The following is a 20,283-nucleotide window of genomic DNA, read 5'->3' on the forward strand; positions in this document are numbered from 1 at the left end:
CTTGGATGCCGAGGTGAATGAATGGGGACCTGGGGTTCGGGGCCGTTCGACAGCGACACTGCCGAGGACTTCCTAGAGGAACTAGAGGATCAGTCCGCGATGGAGCGGCTGACCACTCTGCAACGCATCTTCGGTACTGCCGTGGAGGCACCCGGTAGTTCGACCATCGAGGTGCTACCTGAGGAGGTGACAGCCGCTGCCGCCGTCGTCGCAGCCAATATGCCAACAGGGAGGAATCTATCTTGGAATGAGAATGAGGATTATGCCATCACGGAATGGCTGGACAAGCCAATCCCGCCTGATCTTGCCATCGCAGCTGCGCAAGCAATGGAAGTAACGTTTCCCCCAGATGGTTGGTACTGGCGAAGCTGGAAGAAAGACGAGGATAGAACGGCGGCACAGACTATTATGGAAACACTGCTATCCGTGCTGCGTGCCCATACTGGGTAGCGAACGCACAGGTCAACTGTTCTCGACTGTCGAGCCGGGAGTCAAAGGGTTGCCTTCGGGCAAGTTCTGTGATTGGGTTTTAAACCCATCGCAGGCAGTGTGCGGGTGGCCGCCCAGTACGGCGGTGTGACTGGCGTCCCGCCCTTTCTCGCGTCGAATCATCTAAATCTGTGCTCGCGAACCGACGCCTGAGGATCGTCTATCCATAAGGTCGAGCTGGCCTTTCAGGGTGTCATTGTCCAACTCGATGAGCTGCGGATCGGTTTGAGGTGCTGCTCGCTTGAGGTGCTGCTCGCCGGGGCGGGGTGTGCAGTTGCGGTAGGACGCGCGGCAGCCGCACCTCTCGTTCGGCTAGGTAGGCGTCCAGCTCGCCGGAGACGTACCCCCTTGTCCGGGACGATCAGTGCGATCAGGTGCCGGTGTCACCTCGCCTACTTCATGGAAGCACACTTCCCGGAACTACTCAGCGGCGGGCATAAGCCAACCCGCCACATTGGGTTGTTACGCATGACGCCCGTCACATGTACGGAGCTGGACAGATCAGCGATGTCTCGAGCCAACTGGTCATGCCGAGGGACATGGACAGCCCGGACCAAGTCGCGGTGCCTTGTCCCCCTGCACAGTCGCCGCCCCGGTCACAGGCCCACGCGCAGCATCGGGTTGTTCTTCCACTTGTCGCGATGGCGGATGTACTGCATCACCACCGGGGACTTCTCCGACCACCGGCCGTGCTGGCAGATTCCCGACATCGTTGCGCCGGCGTCGGCCGCGTCCGTGGCCCCGCCGGCGCGCAGGCCATGCGCGGAGTAGCGGTCGGCGTGCGGTAGCTCGGCAGCTCGGGCGGCTTCCTTCACTACCAGGTTGATCGCCTCAGGGGTCATGCGGATACCGTCGCCGCGGCCGGCCCGCCGTACGGGCATGCCGTCGTCGCCGATCGCGCCCGCGATCCGGCCGTTCTTGTCGATCGCGCGGAACACCGGTCCGCTGGTGATGCCGTGTTCTGCGAGGACTTCCAGCCATGCCGACTCGACCCGCACCGGGCAGGTCCCCGGATGAGAGCCGTACGGCAGCGGCACGCTGACGCCGCGAGCGTCGCGGTCGGTCTTCGACATCGCGATGAAGATCTCCAGCCCTTCCCGCAGGAAGGTCAGGTCCCCGATGTTCAGATTGTGCAGCTCGATCCGGCGGGTCATCGCCGCGTACCCGACGGTCAGGATGGCCCGGTTGCGCTGTCCTGCGGGCGTGTCTTCCGGCTGGGCCTCGATCATCGCCCGCAGGATCTCGATGGTGATGGGCAGCGAGCGCCGCGGACGGAAGCCGGCCTTGGCCCGCAGCTTGCGGTAGGCGCGCAGGGCCTCCCGGATCGGCCGGGTGTTCGGCCGCTCGGCGCCCGTGTCGGTGTGAATGGACAAGATCGCCGAGACTGCCCGGTCGACCGTGGCCGGGGCCCGGCCCAGGGTGGTCAGGTAGGCGATGTAATTGAGGACCGTCGCCGTGGTGGCCGGCAGCGGGGATGCGCCGTTGGCGGCGCACCAGTCGGAGAACCTCGCCCAGTCCCCGGTGTAGGCCCGATGGGTGTTGTCCGAGCGGGCCTGCTGGAGCAGTTCGGCGGCCTCGTCGCTCAGGACCTCCTCCACGGCGGCGAGGTCCAGGGGTCGCGGGACGATACGTCCCTCGATAGCCGGTTCTCGCTCCACTTCGCCATGCATGTCCGAATTACCTCAAGATCCTCGAAGCTGATTTCCGATAACATACATTATCGGAATTCAACATCCATCGAATCAAGGGGTAGGGGACTATCGGCGTCTCGAGCTGTGCCGGAGGTCGAACAGCACCGGCAATTCGAAGGGGGACGACATGTCCGGGTTGCTGGCAGGAACTGAGCGACGAGGAACGCTGGCACTTCGCGGGATCATCCTCACGGCCGCTCCGGTAACCCTTGCAAACCTTGAACCGCGCCGAGTTTCGTGGAGGCCGGGTTAGCTGGCTGGGGTGAGGATAGCCGTGGCGGTTTGTGTTCGGTAGTGGGTCTCGAATTCGGCTGGTGGGAGGTCGTTGCAGGCGCTGTGGAGGCGCCGGTTGTTGTACCAGTCGACCCATTCCATGGTGGCGATCTCGACGTCGTCCAGGCCGTTCCACGGGCCGCGCCGGTGGATCAGCTCGGTTTTGTACAGCCCGATGGTGCTTTCGGCCAGGGCGTTGTCATAGCTGTCCCCACGGGAGCCGACCGAGCAGACCGCCCCGGCACCCGACAGGCGCTCGGTGTAGCGAATCGACAGATACTGGCAGCCGCGGTCGGAGTGGTGCACCAGCCCTTCCAGCCGCCGTCCGTCTCCGCGACGCCAGATGGCCATCTCCAGCGCGTCCAGCGCCAGGTCGGTGCGCAGATGATCGGCCAGACGCCAGCCGACGATCATCCGCGAGAACGCGTCGATCACCAGCGCCGCGTACACGAACCCCGACGCGGTGGGGATGTAGGTCAGGTCGGCGACCCACAGCCGGTTCGGGGCGGGGGCGGTGAAGTCGCGTTTGACCAGGTCTTCGGTCCGCTCGGTGAGGGCTTCGGAGATCGTTGTCGTGGGCCGCTTGTGATCCCCGCGCACCGCCCCGGCAAGCCCCAGGCGCTTCATCAGCCGGGCCACGGTGCACCGCGCCACGCGGGTGCCGCGCCGGTTGAGCTCTTTCCACATCTTGCGCACGCCATACACCTCGAAGTTCTCGTTCCACACCGTGGTGATCTCGGCCATGAGCTGGGCGTCCCGCACCGCCCTCGCGGAGGGCGGGCGGGACTTGGCCGCGTAGTACGTCGACGTCGCCACCTGCAACACTTGGCAGATCGGCTCGACGCCGAAAGCGCCGCGGTGAGCGTCGATGAAGGCAACTACCTGGGCGGCCGTGGGTCGAGTTCGGCCGCGAAAAAGCGGCCGCGGCCTTGAGGATCTCGTTGGCGCGGCGCAGCTCGCGCACCTCACGCTCCAGCTCGGCGATCCGCTGCGCATCAGCGGTCGAGGTGCCGGGACGCTGTCCCTCGTCGATCTCGGCCTGGCGCACCCACCCGCGCAGCGCCTCGCGGTGAACACCGAGCTGATCGGCCACCCGGGCGATCGCGCCGGGGGCACCGCCGGTCTGCCGGCGAACCTCAAACACCATCCGGACCGCGCGCTCTCGAAGCTCTTGGGGATACTTCCTCGGGGCTGGCATCGTGACGTGATTCTCCCTTCCGCCAGCAGATGATGCTGGCTTCAGGGCCTCCACGAAAGTCGGAGTGGTTCAGATGGCTTCGAACACGTGCGGGTGGTGGGGTGGCTGGTGTGGGAGCCATCCCGCCCGCCATCGACCCCAGGCAAGCCCAGCAGCCCGCCTCCTCCGGCGCAAGCCCGGCTGTGACTGTTGGCATCCAATGACCGTGGAAGATGCCCAGGCGGAGGGACACGTCAAGCCGGGCTTGCACCTCCGTCGCCAGCCCGCTGCCGCTCCGCGGTGGGGTCGACGGCAGACGGGATGGGCGAAGCGCCGGCCCCTGGAGCAATCGTCAAGACCTGTGGATCACGAGTTCCTAAGCAGCTGCTGGTGAGGGCTGATCGTCGGGGCGTTCGACGAGCTTGCCGTTGACGAAGGTGGCCCCGGCGCGGACCAGGGCGACGAGGTGGGGTGCGTTGACCGCGCGCCAGCGGGCCTGGGCCGACTCGATCAGCTTGAACGCCATGGCCAGCCCTGCCGCCCGTGAACCGGGGCCTTTGGTGACCTTGGTGCGGTGCCGGACTGTGGCGAACGTCGACTCGATGGGGTTGGTCGTGCGCAGATGCACCCAATGCTCGGCTGGGAAGTCGTAGAAGGCCAGCAGTTCGTCCACGTCGTCGACGACCTTGGCCACGGCCTTGCCGTACTTGGCCCCGTAAGCGGCCTGGAACGCCTTCACCGCCGCCAGGGCGTGGTCTTTGTCCTCGGCGTTCCAGATCTCCGCCAACGCCTTCTTCGCGCCGCTCTGTGCGGACTTCGGCATGGCTCCCAGCACGTTGGCGATTTTGTGAAACCAGCACCTTTGAGCCCTGGCCTGCGGGAACACCTCACCGAGGGCGGCCCAGAACCCCAGTGCGCCGTCCCCGACGGCCAGCACCGGCGCGCGCATCCCCCGCCGTTTGCAATCGCGCAGCAGGTCGGCCCACGACTCGGTCGACTCGCGGTAGCCGTCGGACAGCGCGATGAGCTCCTTACGGCCGTCGGCGCGCACGCCGATCATCACCAGCAGGCACAAACGGTGCTCCTCCAGGCGGACGTTGACGTGCACCCCGTCGGCCCACAGGTAGACGTAGTCCACGCCCGACAGGTCACGGTCGGCGAAGGCGCGCTGCTCGGCCTTCCACTGCTCGGTCAGCTTCGTGATGACCGGCGCCGACAGGCCGGCCGCCGAGCCGAGGAACTGCCCCAGCGCCGGGACGAAGTCACCGGAGGACAGGCCGTGCAGGTAGAGCAAGGGCAGCACTTCGGTGATCTTCGGTGTCTTGCGCGCCCAGGGCGGCAGGATCGCCGAGGAGAAGCGCTTGCGCTCGCCGGTGACCTCATCGACGCGCCTGTCGTTGACCCTGGGCGCTTTGACCTCGATCGCGCCGGCCGCGGTGAGCACCTCGCGCGCGGCGTGGTAGCCGTTGCGCACGACCAGACGGCGTCCATCGTCGTCACGCTGATCGGAGAACTGGGCGATATAGGCGTCGACTTCGGCTTTGAGCGCTTCGGCGAGCATCCTGCGGGCGCCTTCCCGGACGATCTCGTCGATCAGGGAGGAGGAGACCGGGCCGTCTGTCATGCGGCGGTCGCCGTCAGCGGGGTCAGGGACTACGGTGAGCACGGGTGTGCCTTCCCGACCGACGTTGGCGCGTCGGTCATGCATGAGACCTACATGATCATCGGGAAGGTACACCCCTTCCCTGAAGATCCACAGGTTCTAAGCATTGCTCGGCCCCTGGTTTGCTTCCCGGACGAGTGGGGTGAAACGCAGAGGGGACGGCGGGCACGTGGCGATCTACACTCGAACCGTGGCCCCTGATGAGACCCGAGGCTCAGCCAAAGATCTTGCTCGCGACGAACTGATCTTGGCGCAGTCTGCTTTCTATTTGGATGAACAGGGCGATGTCGAAGCTGCGGCCCTTCTTCTAGATGTCGCGGATATCGATTTTATCGCGTGGGAACGCGACTACGACATAACAAATTATCGGGCCTGCCTGAACGCCCCCGGGTGGCTGGCTAAACGTTTTACTCCAGAGATCATAGAGCGGGTCGAATCGGTCCTGAGGAAAATCGCAGCTCGCCATGACGTGCACATATATGACGTAGTCATTGGAGCCGCACTGCCATTCGTTGATCACACATGGCGGGAATCTCTGTATGCGCGACTGTCTGGCGGTACCGTAACGAACCATGCTGTTCGGGTTGAGCCAGACCCGCGACTGCGGCGTGATGGGTTCAACTTTGACTCTCTCGAAGAGATCAAAGTTTACGACGCACTCAAGCGAGCCCAGGCCGACCTTGTAAAACATGATCCAGCCAATACAATTACGATCTTCCCTCTCCCTCTGGGACGTGTGGGCATTGGTTCGTCTTGGACTCCCGACTTTCTGGTGGTCAGACAAGGAAAGATCGGTCTTATCGAAGTGGATGGGCCTCACCACCGCGGACGAGCTGGCGCCGACACCACCAGAGATCGACACTGGAAAAACAGCGGAGTAATCCACATCGAAAGAATTTTAGTGGAAGAAACTAGCCTAGATAGGGATCTGGATCATCTTGTTCGCGCTTTCCTCCAGCGCATCCTTAGATGATGCAAGGGCCTCGCCGCTGATTTTGGGCCTATCTGGAAAATATTCAGAAAGGTCAATGAAGATCAGAGCCTTAGCCTCATCGCGCTGGGTGATGGCTAGAGGCTGAAATCGTCCGACAGGCTCAATGAGTTCAACCTGTTAGGCCGACTCGAATTTCTACCGCGCTACCAGATGGAGGATGAATGACCGGAACGTCAGGCTTCAAGAAGATCAGCCCACTTGCCTATGATGCGTTAGCAGATTCACTCTCTCTAATTTTCTGGTACAAGAAGTCGCTAGCGCGCTTCCTGCGTGCCGCGCTGCGAGAATACCCGGAACTCTTAGTTGGCTTGGATCTGGAAAACGCACCTAAGCGAGATACTGTCGATGCACTAGTCTCTCGACTGATGCACGGAGAACGCAAGTATCAGTCAGTATCTATTAGTCTGATGCTTGAGATCTCCTCGATGGAGCGCTTTAGAGAGTTAGAGCAACTTGAAGACCCTAGCTGGCTAGAGCGTGCGCAGCAGGCTGTTGCGGATCTTAGCGATCTGACAACTCAGCACCGCGAGATAGCAGAAGAGCATGCGCGATTTGCGAAAGAATTGGCAAATGCCGTCGAAGAAGCGGAGAAGGGGCGCGCAACTTCCAAGGCTCTGGACGAGTTGAAGCAGCAATTCCTTGTGCTGCATTCACTTTCGGACCCCCAAGCGCGAGGACGTAAATTCGAAGGATTTCTCAACGATCTTTTCTGGCTTTTTGATTTCAATCCGAGGGCGGCCTACTCGTTAGAACTAGAGCAAATCGACGGGGCATTCAGCTTTGACACCGACGATTATGTGCTGGAAGCCAAGTGGCTGAAAGGTGTTGTATCTCGTGAGCAGTTAGATGTGTTCGGGATGAAGATCGCACGCAAGGGAAAGAATGCTCTAGGTCTTTACGTGAGCATCAATGGATTCAGCTCTGACGCATTGAAGCAGTACGAGTCGGCATCATCCTTCATCACAATGGACGGCTCCGACATCTTCATGATCCTTGATGGTCGCGTTCGACTGGACGATCTACTTCTTCGCAAGAAACGATATGTCAACGAGACCGGTGATTGTTATTTTCCGGCTACCCGCATGTTGGGTGAATAGGTCTGGCGCAGTCACGCCAGCGAGAGGAAACGAAATGCCTCGAGCTGCACGCCGCGTCGTTTTACCCCTAGGGCCTCGCAAGGCCGCTCGACCAGCACAGCAGACCATCCAACCCACGTCGTCAGGATGGAGCGTGTGTACCTGGGGGCCGGCAAGCGAGCCATAATCTTGAGCTAATCGTGATCGCGTTCGTCGGTCATCCGATCCTTCACATTCACCACCTCGCGGAGAGAGTGCATGAGCTCCTTCTTATCTCAATTGCCAGCATTACTTGGCGTAGTGATCGGCGCACTTGGATCTTACATGGCGACCAGCCTAAACGAGCGCTCGCGGTGGAGGCGTCAGTACGCAACACGGTGGGATGCGGAGCGTCATAGGACGTATGTTGAATACGCTCACGCTGTCCGGGCTGTCATCCTATTGTGTGGGCGATTAGCTGCGGCGCGAGGGATAACTGACCATTATAGTAAGACTGCATTGAGCGACATCGAAAACGGTCTGCAAGAGCTGAACCGTGCTTCTTTGGAGCGTGCATGGAGGTTCGAGTCTGTCCTACTGCTGGGAGATCAGGACACAATCAATGCAGCAGATAGATGGAGTGCAGTTGCGGAACAACTGCAAGACTTTGCACGAGGAGAGAAAACGAATCCGGAAGAATGGGAAAGGATCTATAGGGAAGCGTATGCGGCAAAGGATGAATTCCTGTCGAAAGCCAGAAAGCACCTAGGTGTCGATGTCGCCCCTCTCGTCCAACGATGATGTGCAGGAGCAAATATCAATGAAAAAACCGGAGTGGAAGAATTATGAAATTGCCGTCGGAAGCCTGATGGAGGAGCTTGGGTTCGATGTGCAGATCAATGAAAGAATAGAGGGTGTTCGAGGGGTTCATGACATTGATGTGACTGCTCGAATGAACATTGGCGGAATAACCCAGCTATGGGTAATCGAATGCAAGAAATGGAATAGGCCCGTTCCGAAAGAGCGAGTACTAACTTTACTCGGGATCGTTAGCGACGTCGGCGCCGACAGGGGGCTGATGTTCTCAGATCGTGGCTTTCAGTCGGGTGCGATCCGCGCCGCCTCGAACGCGAATGTAACTCTTACGAGCCTCGAAGACTTTCGCCAGGACGCGGCGCAAGAAATACATAGACTGCGACTGAGGCGAATGAACGAAGAGATAAACAAGCTCCTGCAAAGTTTTTACGCCTTGGGACAGCTGACCGAGCCGGATCGTAGCCGAGTTCTGGCGCGCTACATTGGACCGACCGACATACTTGGCGAGAAAAGCCCTCTCGCGCTAACTGGCCAGCTTACTTTTATTCGCAGCACAGTGGATCAGGCCGAACAGAATGAATGGCCAGTGCCTTTCATTCCTATGGACAGTAGCGTCCCTTTCTATGTTGCTGACTGGCCTACATTCTATGTGCTGATCGAGGGAAAGATTGAAACTTGCAAGAGGATATATGAACACATGACAGGGTTCGGTGGTGAGGTTTTGGACTGGACGGAACTACAGCCATCCGAAATGACCGAGCTAATCAATCGGATTCGAGCCAATTGATTGACTTATCGGGAGGTGGCGATTCAGAACTACGTCGTGTGATCCGAGCGCGGCCCCACGGCTGCGCCTCAGTCTGATGCTGGGGCACATAGGGGGCACAAGACACCGTGAAACGTCGGCAGCCAACGACCACCGACGCGAGACCAGAAGACCGCCCGACCAGCGCAGCAAGTATCCCGACGCAGGTCGGCAGGATGGCGATCAGAGTTCCGCTTCAGCGTCAGCCCTGGCTTGCGTCTCCGTCGTCGGCCCGCGCACCTCAGTTCCGTTCTGGTTCCGCCCGAGGCCGTAAAACGTCGGAAGTCAGTAGGAGACGTTGAGAGCCGTATTGCCAGGTCAGGGCACTACTCCATGGCATACGCCCAGGTGGAGAGGCGGCAGGAGAGAGTTCGAGTTCTACTGCGGCATCTGAGGAAAGGAACCACGCCGGCGTGCCCGTTGCGTGCCCGTACGGTCGGCGGTCCGCAGGGAATTACGGGGACTCACGGTCGCTCGACCCGTATACCCCCAGGTCAGCGGTTTGGCAGTTTAGACGGCGTGATGTTAAGAGACCTCCCGAGCTGCTAGCGCGCCATACCGATCCTGGCAGCTATCGGGGCCGGGGGAGAGTGGTCCATACGGACCGGGCACCTCTTCAGGCAGTTCGCAAAGCGTGAGGTTCGGCACGCCCAGGCTCGCTGGGGTGCACCAGGGGCACTTCACTCAGCAGCAGGGCCCGACAGGCGCGGCTCCTCTCCAGGCTCGCCGTCGCAATAGTCGACCGAATCGCCGGAGCGGGCACAGGCCCGCAGCGATGAGATAAGCCCGTGCCCGTAGATCATCAGCGAATCCACCCGGCACCGCCCTTCGTATCGGGGATCACAACCGGCCCAGTCGGATCGTAATCACATCGACACAAGGTGTCATTAGCACGGGTGTTCGCGTCGTTCGGTCTGCACAGGCACCGTGCCTCTCTCGGAGCCGCCGGTAAGAAGGCGATGGCGGAGGTGTCCGCTGGGGACCATCCGGGGACCACACGCTATGCGCACAGCCGAACAACGGGCACGTGTGCTCACCTTGCCCTCGCGCCTCTGAATACGACTGAGCTGCAATAACGACTACACCAACGTCCTGGGGGTCAAGGGGTCGTGGGTTCAAATCCCGCCGTCCCGACACTGTTCTAGCAGGTCAGAGCCACAGTTCCCAAGATCGGGGATTGTGGCTTTTCTGTTGTGTCACCCAAGTGTCATCAAGAGTCGCCCTCCCGGACCGTGCCGCCCAGTGACAGATGTATGTCCAGCGTGTCACCGCATTCGCCGGCTTTCTGGCTGGGGGAGTGCCTCGTGTTCAAGCGGACTATAGATCTACACCGTAAAGGGCCTCGCTTCTGGGCGGTGCGAACTCGATCAACAACGCATTGCCTGCGGAAGACCATTCGCAGACGCCTGTGGCTGCCGTGGTGAACCTTCCTGGCCACGACTTGGTGACCGTCGTTCGCCACACCGACGCGGAAGTGACGTGGAGAGCACGCAAGATCACGATCTACGGCTGGAGTCTTGGAAGCGTCCCAAGAGGAACCGCTCTCGTGAGGGGCATGGCGGGCAGCCGTTCGAGGATGGACTCCTGGCCTTCCTGATCACCCAGCTGCTCGCCGCACTCGAACCCGATCGTGCTCACGAGGCGTGAGAGACCCGAAGGTTGTGGGCGAGGTGGGTGCCACGGACGCCGACCACGAGAGCCACCCGCGTACTCCTGGGAAGCGCGTCAGGGCTTCAGAAGTTCGACCATCAAAACCTTCACACGGTCGTAGATCTCATTCCGTATCACGCGCACAGCATCGATGCCCTGCCCCGCCGGGTCGTCGAGTTTCCAGTCCTCGTACCGTTTGCCGGGGAGGATAGGGCATGCATCACCGCAGCCCATGGTGATGATCACGTCGGATGCCTCGACGGCGTCGGCAGTGAGCAGCTTCGGTCTTTCGGCACTGATGTCGATGCCGACCTCGCGCATGGCGTCTACGGCGACGGGGTTGACCTGCTCCCTGGGCGCCGATCCGGCCGAACGTACCTGGACGCGGTCGCCGGCCAGATGCGCGAGCCAGCCGGCCGCCATCTGGGAACGGCCGGCGTTGTGTACGCACACGAACAGGACGCTGGGCATCGGAGGCATGGATGGTCCCTTCGATCTGTCTGGGAGTTCCTGATATTCGTTCTGGCCGATGGCCACCGGTCCTCGAAGCGGTGCTCCCGCCGCATGCGACCGCAGGGCTCCTCCGTCGCTGTCCTCCGTGGCCGAGATGACGCGAGGCGACAAGGGGGCATCCTCGGTTGACGTACGCCGCCTCGGTCCACCAGGCCTCCTGCTGAGACGGCATTGCCGTCGACCGTCCAGTCTGGTGCGCGCGCTACCTGAGCAGTAGATACGCCCCTGCGGCTACGGCGGCGGCGACAGGCGGTGTGCACAACCAAGCGATCAGAAGGTCACGGACCGTCTTCTTGTTGAGCCTGGACAGGTCATTGGCCGCGATGCCGGAGATGGCCCCTGCCGACACCTGCGTGGTCGACATGGGCAAGCCCAACATGGCACCCAGTCCGACGAGGCTCGCGGTCGTGAGATTGGCGGTGAAACCCTCGACATGAGGAATCTTGATAACGGAGTACGCGAGCCGGTCGGCGATGCGAGAGCCCGCCACGACACCTCCGATGGCCATCGCCGCGGTGACGGCGAACAGCAGACCGGTCGGGGTCATACCGCCCACCAGTGCGAAGGAGCCGATGGCAACGATCTTGGGCGCGTCGTTGAGGCCCCGGGCGAAGCTCGCCAGGCCACTTGTCGCCCAGTGGGCGATTCCGATGGCTTGCTGCGCCTTGGTCCGCTCGACCTGTGCCGTCAAGGTCGCGACCGGCGCGGCGTCACCGTCCGGGGCCGGAACCGGGATTCGTTCCGTTCTCGCAGTACGGATCGACACGACTTTCCGGGTGATGATTCCTAATACGGCTGAGATGGCATAGGCCACCAGGATGCTCAGCAGCAGCGGCTGCACGACCTTCCCGAGCAGTCCGTTCCACTCGACCGCGGAGCCGGCGAACAGGCTTCCTGCACCAAGAAGCGAGCCGACCAGGGCGTGGGTGGTGGAGACGGGCAACTTCAGGACGGTGGCCAAGACGACCCAGAAGATGGTTCCGATCAGCACCGCGACCGTGAAAGCCGGGGTGGGCGTGGCGGAGACGATGCCTTTGGAGAAGAGTTCGGTCATCTTCGAGGCCAACGTCAACGAGACGAGGCACCCGAGAGTGGTGGCTACGGTGCCCCATGCGATGGCCGTGCGGATCTTCGTCACGCCCGCGCCGGCGAGCGTGGCGACACCCTTCGGTACGTCGTTCGCTCCGTTGGCCGCGGCCAGTAAGAGCACGAGCACAAGTACGAGCACTTCCATGGGTATGCCTCCGGGGGGTTGCGGTGCTCGTGGGGGAGCGCGCAGCGAGAGGTATGGCGGGGCCTGGCTACACGTCGGCGGGCATCAGACCGGAGAGCGATCTCGGAACCGGCGCATCAGGCGCCGTCTTCTGCAGGGTCAGCAGTCGCAGTTCCCCAGGGGTCGTCGCACGTCCTGCGGCCGGCGGGGGACTCGCCCGGCCGCGGACCACGGGATCTCCGCGGCCGTAATCCTTTTCCAATGCATCCGAGTTCCAATGCATCCGAGGAATTCCGCAAGGCATTGCGGATCAGGGCGGCGCGGGCCCGCCTCGGGGACTCGTGGCGAGGTGCGGTAATGCTGTAATTCTGTCGTACGGCCTGTTCGACGTGCACGCATCACCAACCTTCGGATCGTCGATCCGCTGTCCGATGAAAACAGCGTCAGGACTATCGAAACCATCGTCAAGACCTGTAAATGAAGATCATGTAAACAGTTATTGACTGCCTTGACCACCGATCGTGTCGTGGGCCGGGCTGTACGGCCGCCGATGTCCGGGTGCCGACATCCTGCTCGCCCGATCACAGGATGTGCGGGCTGGTGAAATCGGCGGCTTTGTTGTACGGCGTGATTCCGAAAGGTTTCGTCATGGTGGTGTAACAATGGTCGTCTGCATGAATAGCCAATCTCGTCAAGAGTCTTGACCATTCCCGCCGGCCCCTTTTAATGTGCACCTGTCGGCTGGATCGATAGTTATCAATGCAGTTCACCCGGCTGAGATGGGAGGCGCTCCGTGGGAGGAAAGGAGCGCATCGCGTCCCCGGCCCCATCGCATTCGACCCCGGCGGCAGGCGCTCTCGCCGGCTGGCGGGGATCGTACGTCTGGGCCACACTCATCGGCCTGGCCATCGGCGTGTTGCTCTGCGTCCTCAACGTGCTGGTCCTGTTCCGCACCGGCACGTCCTTCGGAGGGTCGGCGCTGGTGGCCGCGCTGGGCGCGGCGCTGCTCCGGGTGGCGGGAGCGCTCAGCTGGCAGGGTCTCTTCGTCGTCTTCTCCATCGCGTCCAGCGGATACATGGCCACGGCCGCGCTGGACACCGGCGTCGGAGCCGTGGTCCTGCGGGCCGGTGAGCTGCCGGCCTGGGGCTTCCTGGTGCTGCTGGCGATGGCCGCGAACGCCGTGGGCATCCTCCTCGGCGGGCTCGTCGCGCGGACCCTGGTGGTCGCCGAGAGGCTGCCCTATCCGACCCTGAAGCCGGCCATCACCCTGATGGCGTCGCTCAGCCGCCCCAAGGACGGGGAGAACGACCGGCTCGGCCGCATGCTCCCCATCGCCGCCGGCGTGGGCGCCGCGTCGGCCCTGGGGGTCGCCCTGTGGGGGCACGAGATCACGCCTGAGGTCACGGGCACCCATCTGGCCCTGGCCCTCTCGCCGTTGCTGTACGGGGTCGGCTTCCTCATCGGCCCGCGCGCGTGCGCCTGGCTTGCGGCCGGCGCGGCGTACACCGTCGTCGTGTGGGTGGTCCAGGACGGCACCGAGGGCCGGTCCGTGGCGTACACCGACCATCTGTCCTATCCCTGGGTGCTCGCCGCCGGCGTCGGCCTCATCCTCGGCTACTCCCTCGCCTCGATCGCCCGCGTCCGCGGCCCGCTGGCGCGTTCCCTCCAGGGCGGCCGTCTGCTCCCCGGCCCCACGCGGTGGCTCGCCGTCGCCGTCCTCGTGGGAACGGCGCTGCCGGCGCTGGTGTACCCGTCCCTTCTGCGTTACCTCGGCTACGGCCTGCTCGGCGTCGTGCTGCTCGCCGTGATGACCGTGTTCCTCACCCGAGCAGGCGGCGAGATCGGGCTGGTTCCGTTGTCCCCGGCGCTCTACTTCAGCGTCGTGGCCTTCGCCGTATCCGGCGCGGACCGGACGGCGGCGTTGCTCATGGCCTCGACCATCTGCTGCGCGGCCCTCGCCGCCGTGTACTTCACCTACTCGGTGAAGGTCGCCCACGACCGTCCCGAGGGACTGGCCGAGCCGCCCGGGCGGCTGACGGGCTGGACGCAACTGGCGGGCGGCCTTGCCGGCGCCGTGGTCGGCGTCCTGGTGATCGCGGTGCTCAGCCGCGCGGGTGTGCTCGGGGGAGGCTCCTTTCCCGCTCCTGTGGCCACCGCGGTCCAGTTCGTGGACACCACCGTCCGGGGATCGGCCGAATACCCCGCCACCGTGGCCCTCGCGCTGGCCGTTTCGAGCCCCCTCGGCCTGGGCCTTGCCTTCACCTCGGCCATGCCCACGATGATCGGCCTCGGGGTGCTGCTTCCCCCCGCGAACTCGCTGACCCTCGCCGCCGGAGGCCTGACCCAGTGGCTGCTCACCCGCCGCAACCCCGGCCGGCGCAGCGGCACCGAGATCGTCGCCTCCGGTCTGATCATCGGAGAGGGCCTGATCACCATCGCGGTGCTCATCGTGCGGGAGGTCCTGCGGTGACCCGCAACCCGGGGCACGCGCCCCACCAACGACTCTCCCCGCCGCGACGCGGCGGGGAGCGGGCCGGAGAGCGCGGCAGAGATCACAGCGGAGGAGGTGATACCTATGATCGCCATTTCCATGATCGAGAACGCCGAAGTGTCCGAGAAGCAGACCGACTGCTGCACCGCCATGCGCGGCCGGAAGAACCTCGACGTCGTGACCAGCATCATGGCCAACGACCCCGACGGCTGCGAGTGACCGTGGCCGGCGGACCGTACGGCACAGGTATCCCCTGCCGCGCCCTCCACTTCCCGGCCCGCCCCCTCACCCACCCCCGGCGGCACCACAGGACACCGTTTCTGGGAGACACACCATGTTTGTGAGCCCGAACACCGTCACCTTCTCGGTGGAGCTCCCCGAGGGCACCCTGGACCCGGCCTATCTCGGCGAGAGCGGCAAGGTGAGCGTCCTCGCCAACGCGGTGTCCGGATCGATGGACATCGTCACCCCCGCCGAGGTCGCCGCGCTGGAACGGGTCCGCGCCGGAGAGGCCGTCGACCGTGAGCTCGTGGCCGGCCTGCTGGAGCGCGGGTACGTCTGCACCGACCTGGCCGAGGAGGAGGCGCGCTACCGCGCCATCGTCGACGGCTACTTCCAGGCGATCCAGGAGGCGCCGTTCCAGTTCATGTTCATCCCGTCGTTCGTGTGCAACCTGGCGTGCCCCTACTGCTTCGAGGGCGAGCTGACCACCAGGAGCCCGCGCATGGACGAGGAGATGATCGAGGCCGCGTTCGACACCATCCCCGAGATCCAGGACCGGCACCAGAACTCCGGCCCGCCGTACATCACCCTGTTCGGCGGGGAACCGCTCCTGGACACGCCCTACCAGCGCGGCGCCGTCGAGCAGATCCTGCGCGGCTCGTACGACCGCGGCTACCCGGTCACCGCGATCACCAACGGCGTGGCGCTGGACGCGTACGTGCCGATGCTGCTCAAGTACGGCTGTGAGGAGGTCCAGGTCAGCCTGGACGGCACGCCGAGGACCCACGACACCCGGCGGGTGTTCCGCAACGGCAGGCCGACGTTCGAGCTCATCGAGCGCAGCATCGACGTGGCCGCGGACGCCGGCATCCGCGTGCTGATCCGGGTGCTGATCGACGAGGACAGCGTGGACGACATGCCGCGCTTCGCGGAGTTCGCACAGGCCAAGGGGTGGCTCGACCACCCGAAGATCCGCCTGTTCAACGGCTTCACCAAGGCCACCACGTTCCTGTACGTCACCCCCGACCACCCCGAGGAGAAGCGCAAGCGCATGGTCCGGGGGGACGTCAAGGCCGGGCTCCAGGAGGCCTTCTGGCGCATGGTTCAGCAGAACCCCCTGGTGGACCGCATGCTGCAGCCCGACCTCGCCCGCATCAGGTCGGCCGTCCTGGAGGGCGACCGCCTGCGGCCCAACCTCCAGGGATGCAGCGCCGGCACGAGCGTCGTCGCCTTCGACCCCAACGGCAAGATCTACGGTTGCCCCGAGACCGTGGGCCGTCCCCAGCACGCCTGTGGGACGTTCTATCCCGAGTTCAGCTACGCGGCCGGCTACCGGGATCCCTGGCGGCACCGCCACGTGGACACCGTGCCCATGTGCCGCGACTGCAACGTGAAGTTGTTCTGCGGGGGCGGCGGCTGCCCCATCAAGGCGTGGGCGGCCAACGGCGGCGACTTCAACACCTGCTACTGCCCCAAGGTGTCCAGCATCACGACGCGTGTCGAGACCCAGTTGGCCTACCTGCTGCCCATGGCGCTGCGCCGGCAGCAGGAGCACGCGAACCGACCGGAAGGAGAAGAGGGAACGTGGGAGCAGATGACACGCGTGGGTTCGTTTCCCTGGATGAGCTGATCCGGCCGGGAACGTCGATCGAGGCGGTCGTCGAGCCGGCCGCCTGCGGATGCGCCCCGGCGACCGCGGACGAGGCGTCGGGCTGCTGCGTGGCCCCGGAAGCGGCCCTGGAAGCGGTCCCGGCCGACCAGCGTCCCGTTCCCGTCGAGACGCACGTCAAGAAGCGTTACGACGCGCTGGCGGTGCAGGGCACCAGCACGCTGTGCTGTTCTCCCACGTCGGTCTACACCCCGGAGGAGCTCGCCGAGATCCCCGGCTGGGTCCTGGAGCTGTCGAGCGGCTGCGGCTCGCCCATGAACGCGATCGGCCTGCGCCCCGGGCAGACGGTCGTGGACTTCGGCTGCGGCGCCGGGCTGGATCTGCTGATCGCCGCGCGCAGGGTGGGTGAGACGGGCCGGGTCATCGGCGTCGACGCGTCGATGCAGATGGTCAGGACGGCTCGGCGCGCGGCCAGGGAGATGGGGCTCAGGAACATCGACGTGCGGGTCGGCGACATCCGGCGCCCACCGGTGCGTGAGGCCAGCGTGGACGTGGTGATGAGCAACTGCGTCCTCGGCATGTTCCCCGACAAGAAGGAAGTGCTTCACGCGGTCGCGGCGGTCCTGCGCCCGGGAGGGGTGGCGGTGATCTCCGATGTCGTGTACTCCGACGACGGCCCGCCCCCGGCGGATGTGGCGGCCGGCGAGTCCGCAGGCGCGGAGGACTTCGCCCGGTGCGTGGTGGGCATGACCGAGAGCCAATACCGTGACCTGGTGCTCGGCGCGGGCTTCGGCAGCGTGGACATGCGCAGCGACGGGCTCGTTCCGTACCGCGACGGTGCGCAGGTCACCAGCGCCATGATCTTCGCCTACCGGGACGACAGCCCCGCCCGACCGTGCTGCTGACCGGCGGCTCGCCCGCGCTTTTCCGGGACGTCGGTCTCCGGGCGGACGACTACGCCGAGGTACGCGTCGAACGCGCGAGGACCGTCGACCTGGTGTGGCGCGGCGACGGCCTGGAAAGCAGCGTGACCAGCCGTGACGAGGGGTGCTGTGCCCGTGTGATCGGCCGGTCGGGGTCGGCGTTCGCGTCGGACACCGCCATGGACGCCGGGCCGGTGCTGCGCAGGGCCGCGCGGGACGCCGTCGAGCTGGGGTGTGCGGCGGGACGCCTCGCCGCACACCGGCCCTATCGGGACGACCGTCCCGGCGAGATCGGCGAGCTCGCGGAGACGGTCGGGCTGGCGGAGAAGGTGGAACTGCTCGGCGCCTACCACGCGGCGGCGCTGGCCGCGCATACCGGCGTGACCGGGGCGCTCGTCTACTACCGCGAGTCGGTCGCGGACGTGGAGCTGTTCACCAGCGAGGGGACCGGTGTCTCCTACCGGCGCAGGGACCTGACGCTACAGATCACCGTTTACGCCGACGGCGGCGCCGCGAGGACCGCCGGCTCGGTGTCGGCCGGCAGCGGCGGCGACTTCTCGGTGGTGCGGGGTCTGGGCCCGGACGTGGAGGCCGCCGTCGCGACCGCGGTGGATTTGCGCGCCGCCCCCGTGGTGGCACCGGGGGAGTACGACGTGGTCTGCGACGGCCCGCTGGCCGGCATCTGGGCCCACGAGACGATCGGGCATCTCGCCGAGGCCGATCACCATCTCGGGGACGCGCCTCTGCAACGGTCGCTGGCCCCCGGACGCCGGCTCGGCCCGTCCATGCTGACGATCACCGATCACCCCGGACGTCCCGGTGCGCGGGGATTCGTACCGGTGGACGACGAGGGCACGGCGGGGTCTCCGGTGGAGCTGCTGCGCGACGGCGTCGTCACCCGGCCCCGGCTGCACGATCGCTCCACCGCGGCGGCCTTCCGCGAGGACCCCACCGGAAACGCCAGAGCCCTGAACTTCCGCCACCCGCCGCTGCCCCGGCTGCGGACGATCGCCATCGCCCCCGGTGCCGCCTCCGAGGAGGAGATGATCGGCGGTGTGGCGCGCGGGCTGCTGGCCCGCGGCGTGCTCGGCGGGCAGACCGACCGCGCCGGATTCACCTTCCTGCCGGCGGAGTGCCGGGAGATCCGCGACGGCGAGGTCCGCGGCCGGGTCAGAGGCGTGGTGCTGTCCGGCGACGTGCTCGGCGCCTTCGCGGCCATCGACGCGATCGGCCGTGAGCAGTGGCGCGGCGACACCTCGGCGAGCTGCGGCAAGCAGGGCCAGAACGGGCTGCCGGTCAGCTCCTGGGCCCCCATGCTGCGATTGCGAGGCATACGTGTCACCTCTGGCTGACCGGCTGGACCACGTCGCGGCGGAGGCCGCGGCCCGCGCCGGCCACTGGGAGATCCTGGCCGTCGAGCGCGACGACACCGTGGTGGAGGTCGGTTCGGGCGTGCCCGACCTGGTCAGGTCCGCGCACGAGACGGCGCTGTGCCTGCGGGTGCACCTCCACGGCCGGGTGGGCACGGCCACCACGACCCGCCTCGACGACGTGCGCGGGCTCGTCGGCGAGGCCGTACGGAACGCGGCTCACGGGCCCCCGGCGTCACCCGACCCGGTCGCCGGGAGGAACGCCGCCCTTCTGGCCGCCGAGAGGCCCGCCCCGGATCAGGGCACCCGATCCGTACGGCTCCTGGCCGAGCGGCTGGGCGCGCTGCAACGCTCGGCCGGGTTGACCGTGCACGGCACGGTGACCCGGACCGAACAGGCGGTGCACCGCGCGGCCCCGGACCGGCGCACCACGACCTCGGACCGGTTCTTCCACATCGCCGCTCTGGCGGAAGGGACGGCCGTCCAGCTGCCGTGGACCGGCTGGACCCGGACGCCGGAGCTGCCCGCCGCGCTCTCGGCGTGGCTGGAGGCCGCGGCCGGATGGGACGGGCTGCCCGCCGCCGACGCGCCCTCCGGCGACCACGACGTGCTGCTCGCCCCGTCCGCGGTGCACACCCTGCTCACCCCGCTGGTCACCGCGCTGAACGGCACCGCCGTCACCGCGGGCCGCTCGTTCGTCGCCGGGCATCTGGGCGAGCCGTTCCTGCACCCCTCGATCGGCCTGCGCGACCATCCCTCGGAGCCGGCCGCGCCGGACGACCCGGACGACGAGGGCACCGGCGGGCTGGCCTGGCCGGGCAGCGACGACGACGGCGTGCCATGCGCGCCCCTCACGCTGGTCGAGCGGGGCGTCCCGGTCCGGGCGTACCACAGCGTCCGTACGGCGGCCGCGTGCGGGACGGCGCCCACAGGGCACGGCTTCCGGGGCAACGCGCTGCGCCGCACGGTGCTCAAACCTGCCACGCCGGTTCTCAACGGCGCGACGCTGTCCGCCGGATCGGCCGACGTCGGTTCCTTCGACGACCTGCTGGCAGGCGTCCGCGAAGGGGTGCTCGTCGAGTCGCTGATGGGCGGGCACCAGCGTGCCGGCCTCTCACCGGTCGTCGAGGGCAGGCTGCGGCTCGGATTTCTAATCAGGGACGGACGGGTGGCCGGGATCCTCCGGCAGCGTCCGATCGCCCTGGACCTGCGTGAGGTGCTCGGCCGCCGCTTCCGCGCGGTCAGCGACCGCCGGTGGGCCGTGAGCAGGATCTGGTCGGGCCGCATGCCGTTCGTGCTGGCCGGTGGGACATGACGCGAGGAGCGGCC

Annotated in this window: 16 protein-coding genes and 1 pseudogene; 11 read left to right on the top strand and 6 right to left on the bottom strand. The window is 65.5% G+C overall.

The genetic code is table 11. From position 1 onward, the window contains the following. Window positions 1-21 precede the first annotated feature (21 nt). Window positions 22-450 carry a DUF4259 domain-containing protein gene (locus tag OHB01_RS26105; protein ID WP_142652652.1) on the top strand — a complete coding sequence of 143 codons (429 nt, stop codon included), beginning with the start codon at window positions 22-24 and terminating at the stop codon, window positions 448-450. A gap of 207 nt (window positions 451-657) precedes the next feature. Here the strand turns inward: OHB01_RS26105 and OHB01_RS39955 are convergent. The 4 genes and pseudogenes from OHB01_RS39955 to OHB01_RS26120 form a co-directional block, all read right to left on the bottom strand. Continuing rightward, window positions 658-838 (bottom strand): annotated as a pseudogene (locus OHB01_RS39955) (IS982 family transposase); the annotation flags it as partial. A gap of 247 nt (window positions 839-1,085) precedes the next feature. Then, window positions 1,086-2,159, bottom strand: coding sequence for a tyrosine-type recombinase/integrase (locus tag OHB01_RS26110; RefSeq protein ID WP_142652651.1), 1,074 nt, complete (start codon window positions 2,157-2,159; stop codon window positions 1,086-1,088). A 270-nt stretch (window positions 2,160-2,429) separates the two neighbouring features. Then, window positions 2,430-3,651, bottom strand: a protein-coding gene (locus tag OHB01_RS26115) for an IS3 family transposase (RefSeq protein WP_328854087.1) whose coding sequence is annotated in 2 segments (ribosomal slippage) — window positions 2,430-3,363 and window positions 3,362-3,651 — 1,224 coding nt in all. Because the reading frame shifts where the segments join, the coding sequence is not laid out codon by codon here. A 355-nt stretch (window positions 3,652-4,006) separates the two neighbouring features. Beyond that, complete coding sequence (locus tag OHB01_RS26120; protein WP_419197551.1) at window positions 4,007-5,296, bottom strand: IS256 family transposase; 1,290 nt, start codon at window positions 5,294-5,296, stop codon at window positions 4,007-4,009. Between the two features lie 187 nt (window positions 5,297-5,483). On the opposite strand from OHB01_RS26120, the gene OHB01_RS26125 reads away from it, so the two are divergent. The 4 genes from OHB01_RS26125 to OHB01_RS26140 all read left to right on the top strand — a co-directional run bounded on the left by OHB01_RS26125 (window position 5,484) and on the right by OHB01_RS26140 (window position 8,945). Continuing rightward, window positions 5,484-6,266 carry a hypothetical protein gene (locus tag OHB01_RS26125; protein ID WP_328854088.1) on the top strand — a complete coding sequence of 261 codons (783 nt, stop codon included), beginning with the start codon at window positions 5,484-5,486 and terminating at the stop codon, window positions 6,264-6,266. Window positions 6,267-6,448: 182 nt separating this feature from the next. Then, window positions 6,449-7,384, top strand: a complete 936-nt coding sequence (locus OHB01_RS26130; RefSeq protein WP_142647813.1) for a restriction endonuclease — start codon at window positions 6,449-6,451, stop codon at window positions 7,382-7,384. A 477-nt stretch (window positions 7,385-7,861) separates the two neighbouring features. Beyond that, window positions 7,862-8,143 (top strand): hypothetical protein, encoded by a 282-nt coding sequence (locus OHB01_RS26135; RefSeq protein WP_142647811.1) that lies wholly within the window; start codon window positions 7,862-7,864, stop codon window positions 8,141-8,143. Then, the gene (locus tag OHB01_RS26140; RefSeq protein WP_142647809.1) at window positions 8,118-8,945 is read left to right on the top strand and encodes a restriction endonuclease; all 828 of its coding nucleotides are present in this window, start codon (window positions 8,118-8,120) and stop codon (window positions 8,943-8,945) included. The genes OHB01_RS26135 and OHB01_RS26140 overlap by 26 nt, the downstream gene beginning before the upstream one ends. Window positions 8,946-10,688: 1,743 nt before the next feature. On the opposite strand, the gene OHB01_RS26145 is transcribed toward OHB01_RS26140, so the two are convergent. Both OHB01_RS26145 and OHB01_RS26150 read right to left on the bottom strand, forming a co-directional pair. Then, window positions 10,689-11,093, bottom strand: coding sequence for an arsenate reductase ArsC (locus OHB01_RS26145; protein WP_142647856.1), 405 nt, complete (start codon window positions 11,091-11,093; stop codon window positions 10,689-10,691). Between the two features lie 235 nt (window positions 11,094-11,328). Then, a complete protein-coding gene (locus tag OHB01_RS26150; RefSeq protein WP_142647807.1) occupies window positions 11,329-12,360 on the bottom strand; it encodes an inorganic phosphate transporter in 1,032 nt (343 codons plus the stop codon). Window positions 12,361-13,132: 772 nt separating this feature from the next. On the opposite strand from OHB01_RS26150, the gene OHB01_RS26155 reads away from it, so the two are divergent. The 6 genes from OHB01_RS26155 to OHB01_RS26180 all read left to right on the top strand — a co-directional run bounded on the left by OHB01_RS26155 (window position 13,133) and on the right by OHB01_RS26180 (window position 20,269). Then, window positions 13,133-14,809, top strand: coding sequence for an OPT/YSL family transporter (locus tag OHB01_RS26155; protein WP_142647805.1), 1,677 nt, complete (start codon window positions 13,133-13,135; stop codon window positions 14,807-14,809). 105 nt (window positions 14,810-14,914) lie between these two features. Further along, the gene (locus OHB01_RS26160; RefSeq protein ID WP_259402773.1) at window positions 14,915-15,049 is read left to right on the top strand and encodes a hypothetical protein; all 135 of its coding nucleotides are present in this window, start codon (window positions 14,915-14,917) and stop codon (window positions 15,047-15,049) included. A 121-nt stretch (window positions 15,050-15,170) separates the two neighbouring features. Further along, window positions 15,171-16,682: a radical SAM/SPASM domain-containing protein gene (locus OHB01_RS26165; RefSeq protein ID WP_168065937.1), complete on the top strand. Its 1,512-nt coding sequence runs from the start codon at window positions 15,171-15,173 to the stop codon at window positions 16,680-16,682. Further along, window positions 16,637-17,566, top strand: coding sequence for a methyltransferase domain-containing protein (locus OHB01_RS26170; RefSeq protein WP_147945158.1), 930 nt, complete (start codon window positions 16,637-16,639; stop codon window positions 17,564-17,566). The genes OHB01_RS26165 and OHB01_RS26170 overlap by 46 nt, the downstream gene beginning before the upstream one ends. Then, window positions 17,557-18,936, top strand: a complete 1,380-nt coding sequence (locus OHB01_RS26175; RefSeq protein ID WP_142647799.1) for a TldD/PmbA family protein — start codon at window positions 17,557-17,559, stop codon at window positions 18,934-18,936. The genes OHB01_RS26170 and OHB01_RS26175 overlap by 10 nt, the downstream gene beginning before the upstream one ends. Continuing rightward, the gene (locus OHB01_RS26180) at window positions 18,920-20,269 is read left to right on the top strand and encodes a metallopeptidase TldD-related protein (RefSeq protein WP_168065935.1); all 1,350 of its coding nucleotides are present in this window, start codon (window positions 18,920-18,922) and stop codon (window positions 20,267-20,269) included. The genes OHB01_RS26175 and OHB01_RS26180 overlap by 17 nt, the downstream gene beginning before the upstream one ends. Window positions 20,270-20,283 lie beyond the last annotated feature (14 nt).

It is taken from the genome of Microbispora hainanensis, assembly GCF_036186745.1.
Lineage (GTDB): Bacteria > Actinomycetota > Actinomycetes > Streptosporangiales > Streptosporangiaceae > Microbispora.

Excerpts from the sequence above, each read along its gene's own strand:
- OHB01_RS26105 (WP_142652652.1), top strand. The coding sequence starts at position 22 with ATGGGGACCTGGGGTTCGGGGCCGTTCGACAGCGACACTGCCGAGGAC.
- OHB01_RS26110 (WP_142652651.1), bottom strand. The coding sequence starts at position 2,159 with ATGCATGGCGAAGTGGAGCGAGAACCGGCTATCGAGGGACGTATCGTC.
- OHB01_RS26130 (WP_142647813.1), top strand. The coding sequence starts at position 6,449 with ATGACCGGAACGTCAGGCTTCAAGAAGATCAGCCCACTTGCCTATGAT.
- OHB01_RS26140 (WP_142647809.1), top strand. The coding sequence starts at position 8,118 with ATGTCGCCCCTCTCGTCCAACGATGATGTGCAGGAGCAAATATCAATG.
- OHB01_RS26145 (WP_142647856.1), bottom strand. The coding sequence starts at position 11,093 with ATGCCTCCGATGCCCAGCGTCCTGTTCGTGTGCGTACACAACGCCGGC.
- OHB01_RS26150 (WP_142647807.1), bottom strand. The coding sequence starts at position 12,360 with ATGGAAGTGCTCGTACTTGTGCTCGTGCTCTTACTGGCCGCGGCCAAC.
- OHB01_RS26160 (WP_259402773.1), top strand. The coding sequence starts at position 14,915 with ATGATCGCCATTTCCATGATCGAGAACGCCGAAGTGTCCGAGAAGCAG.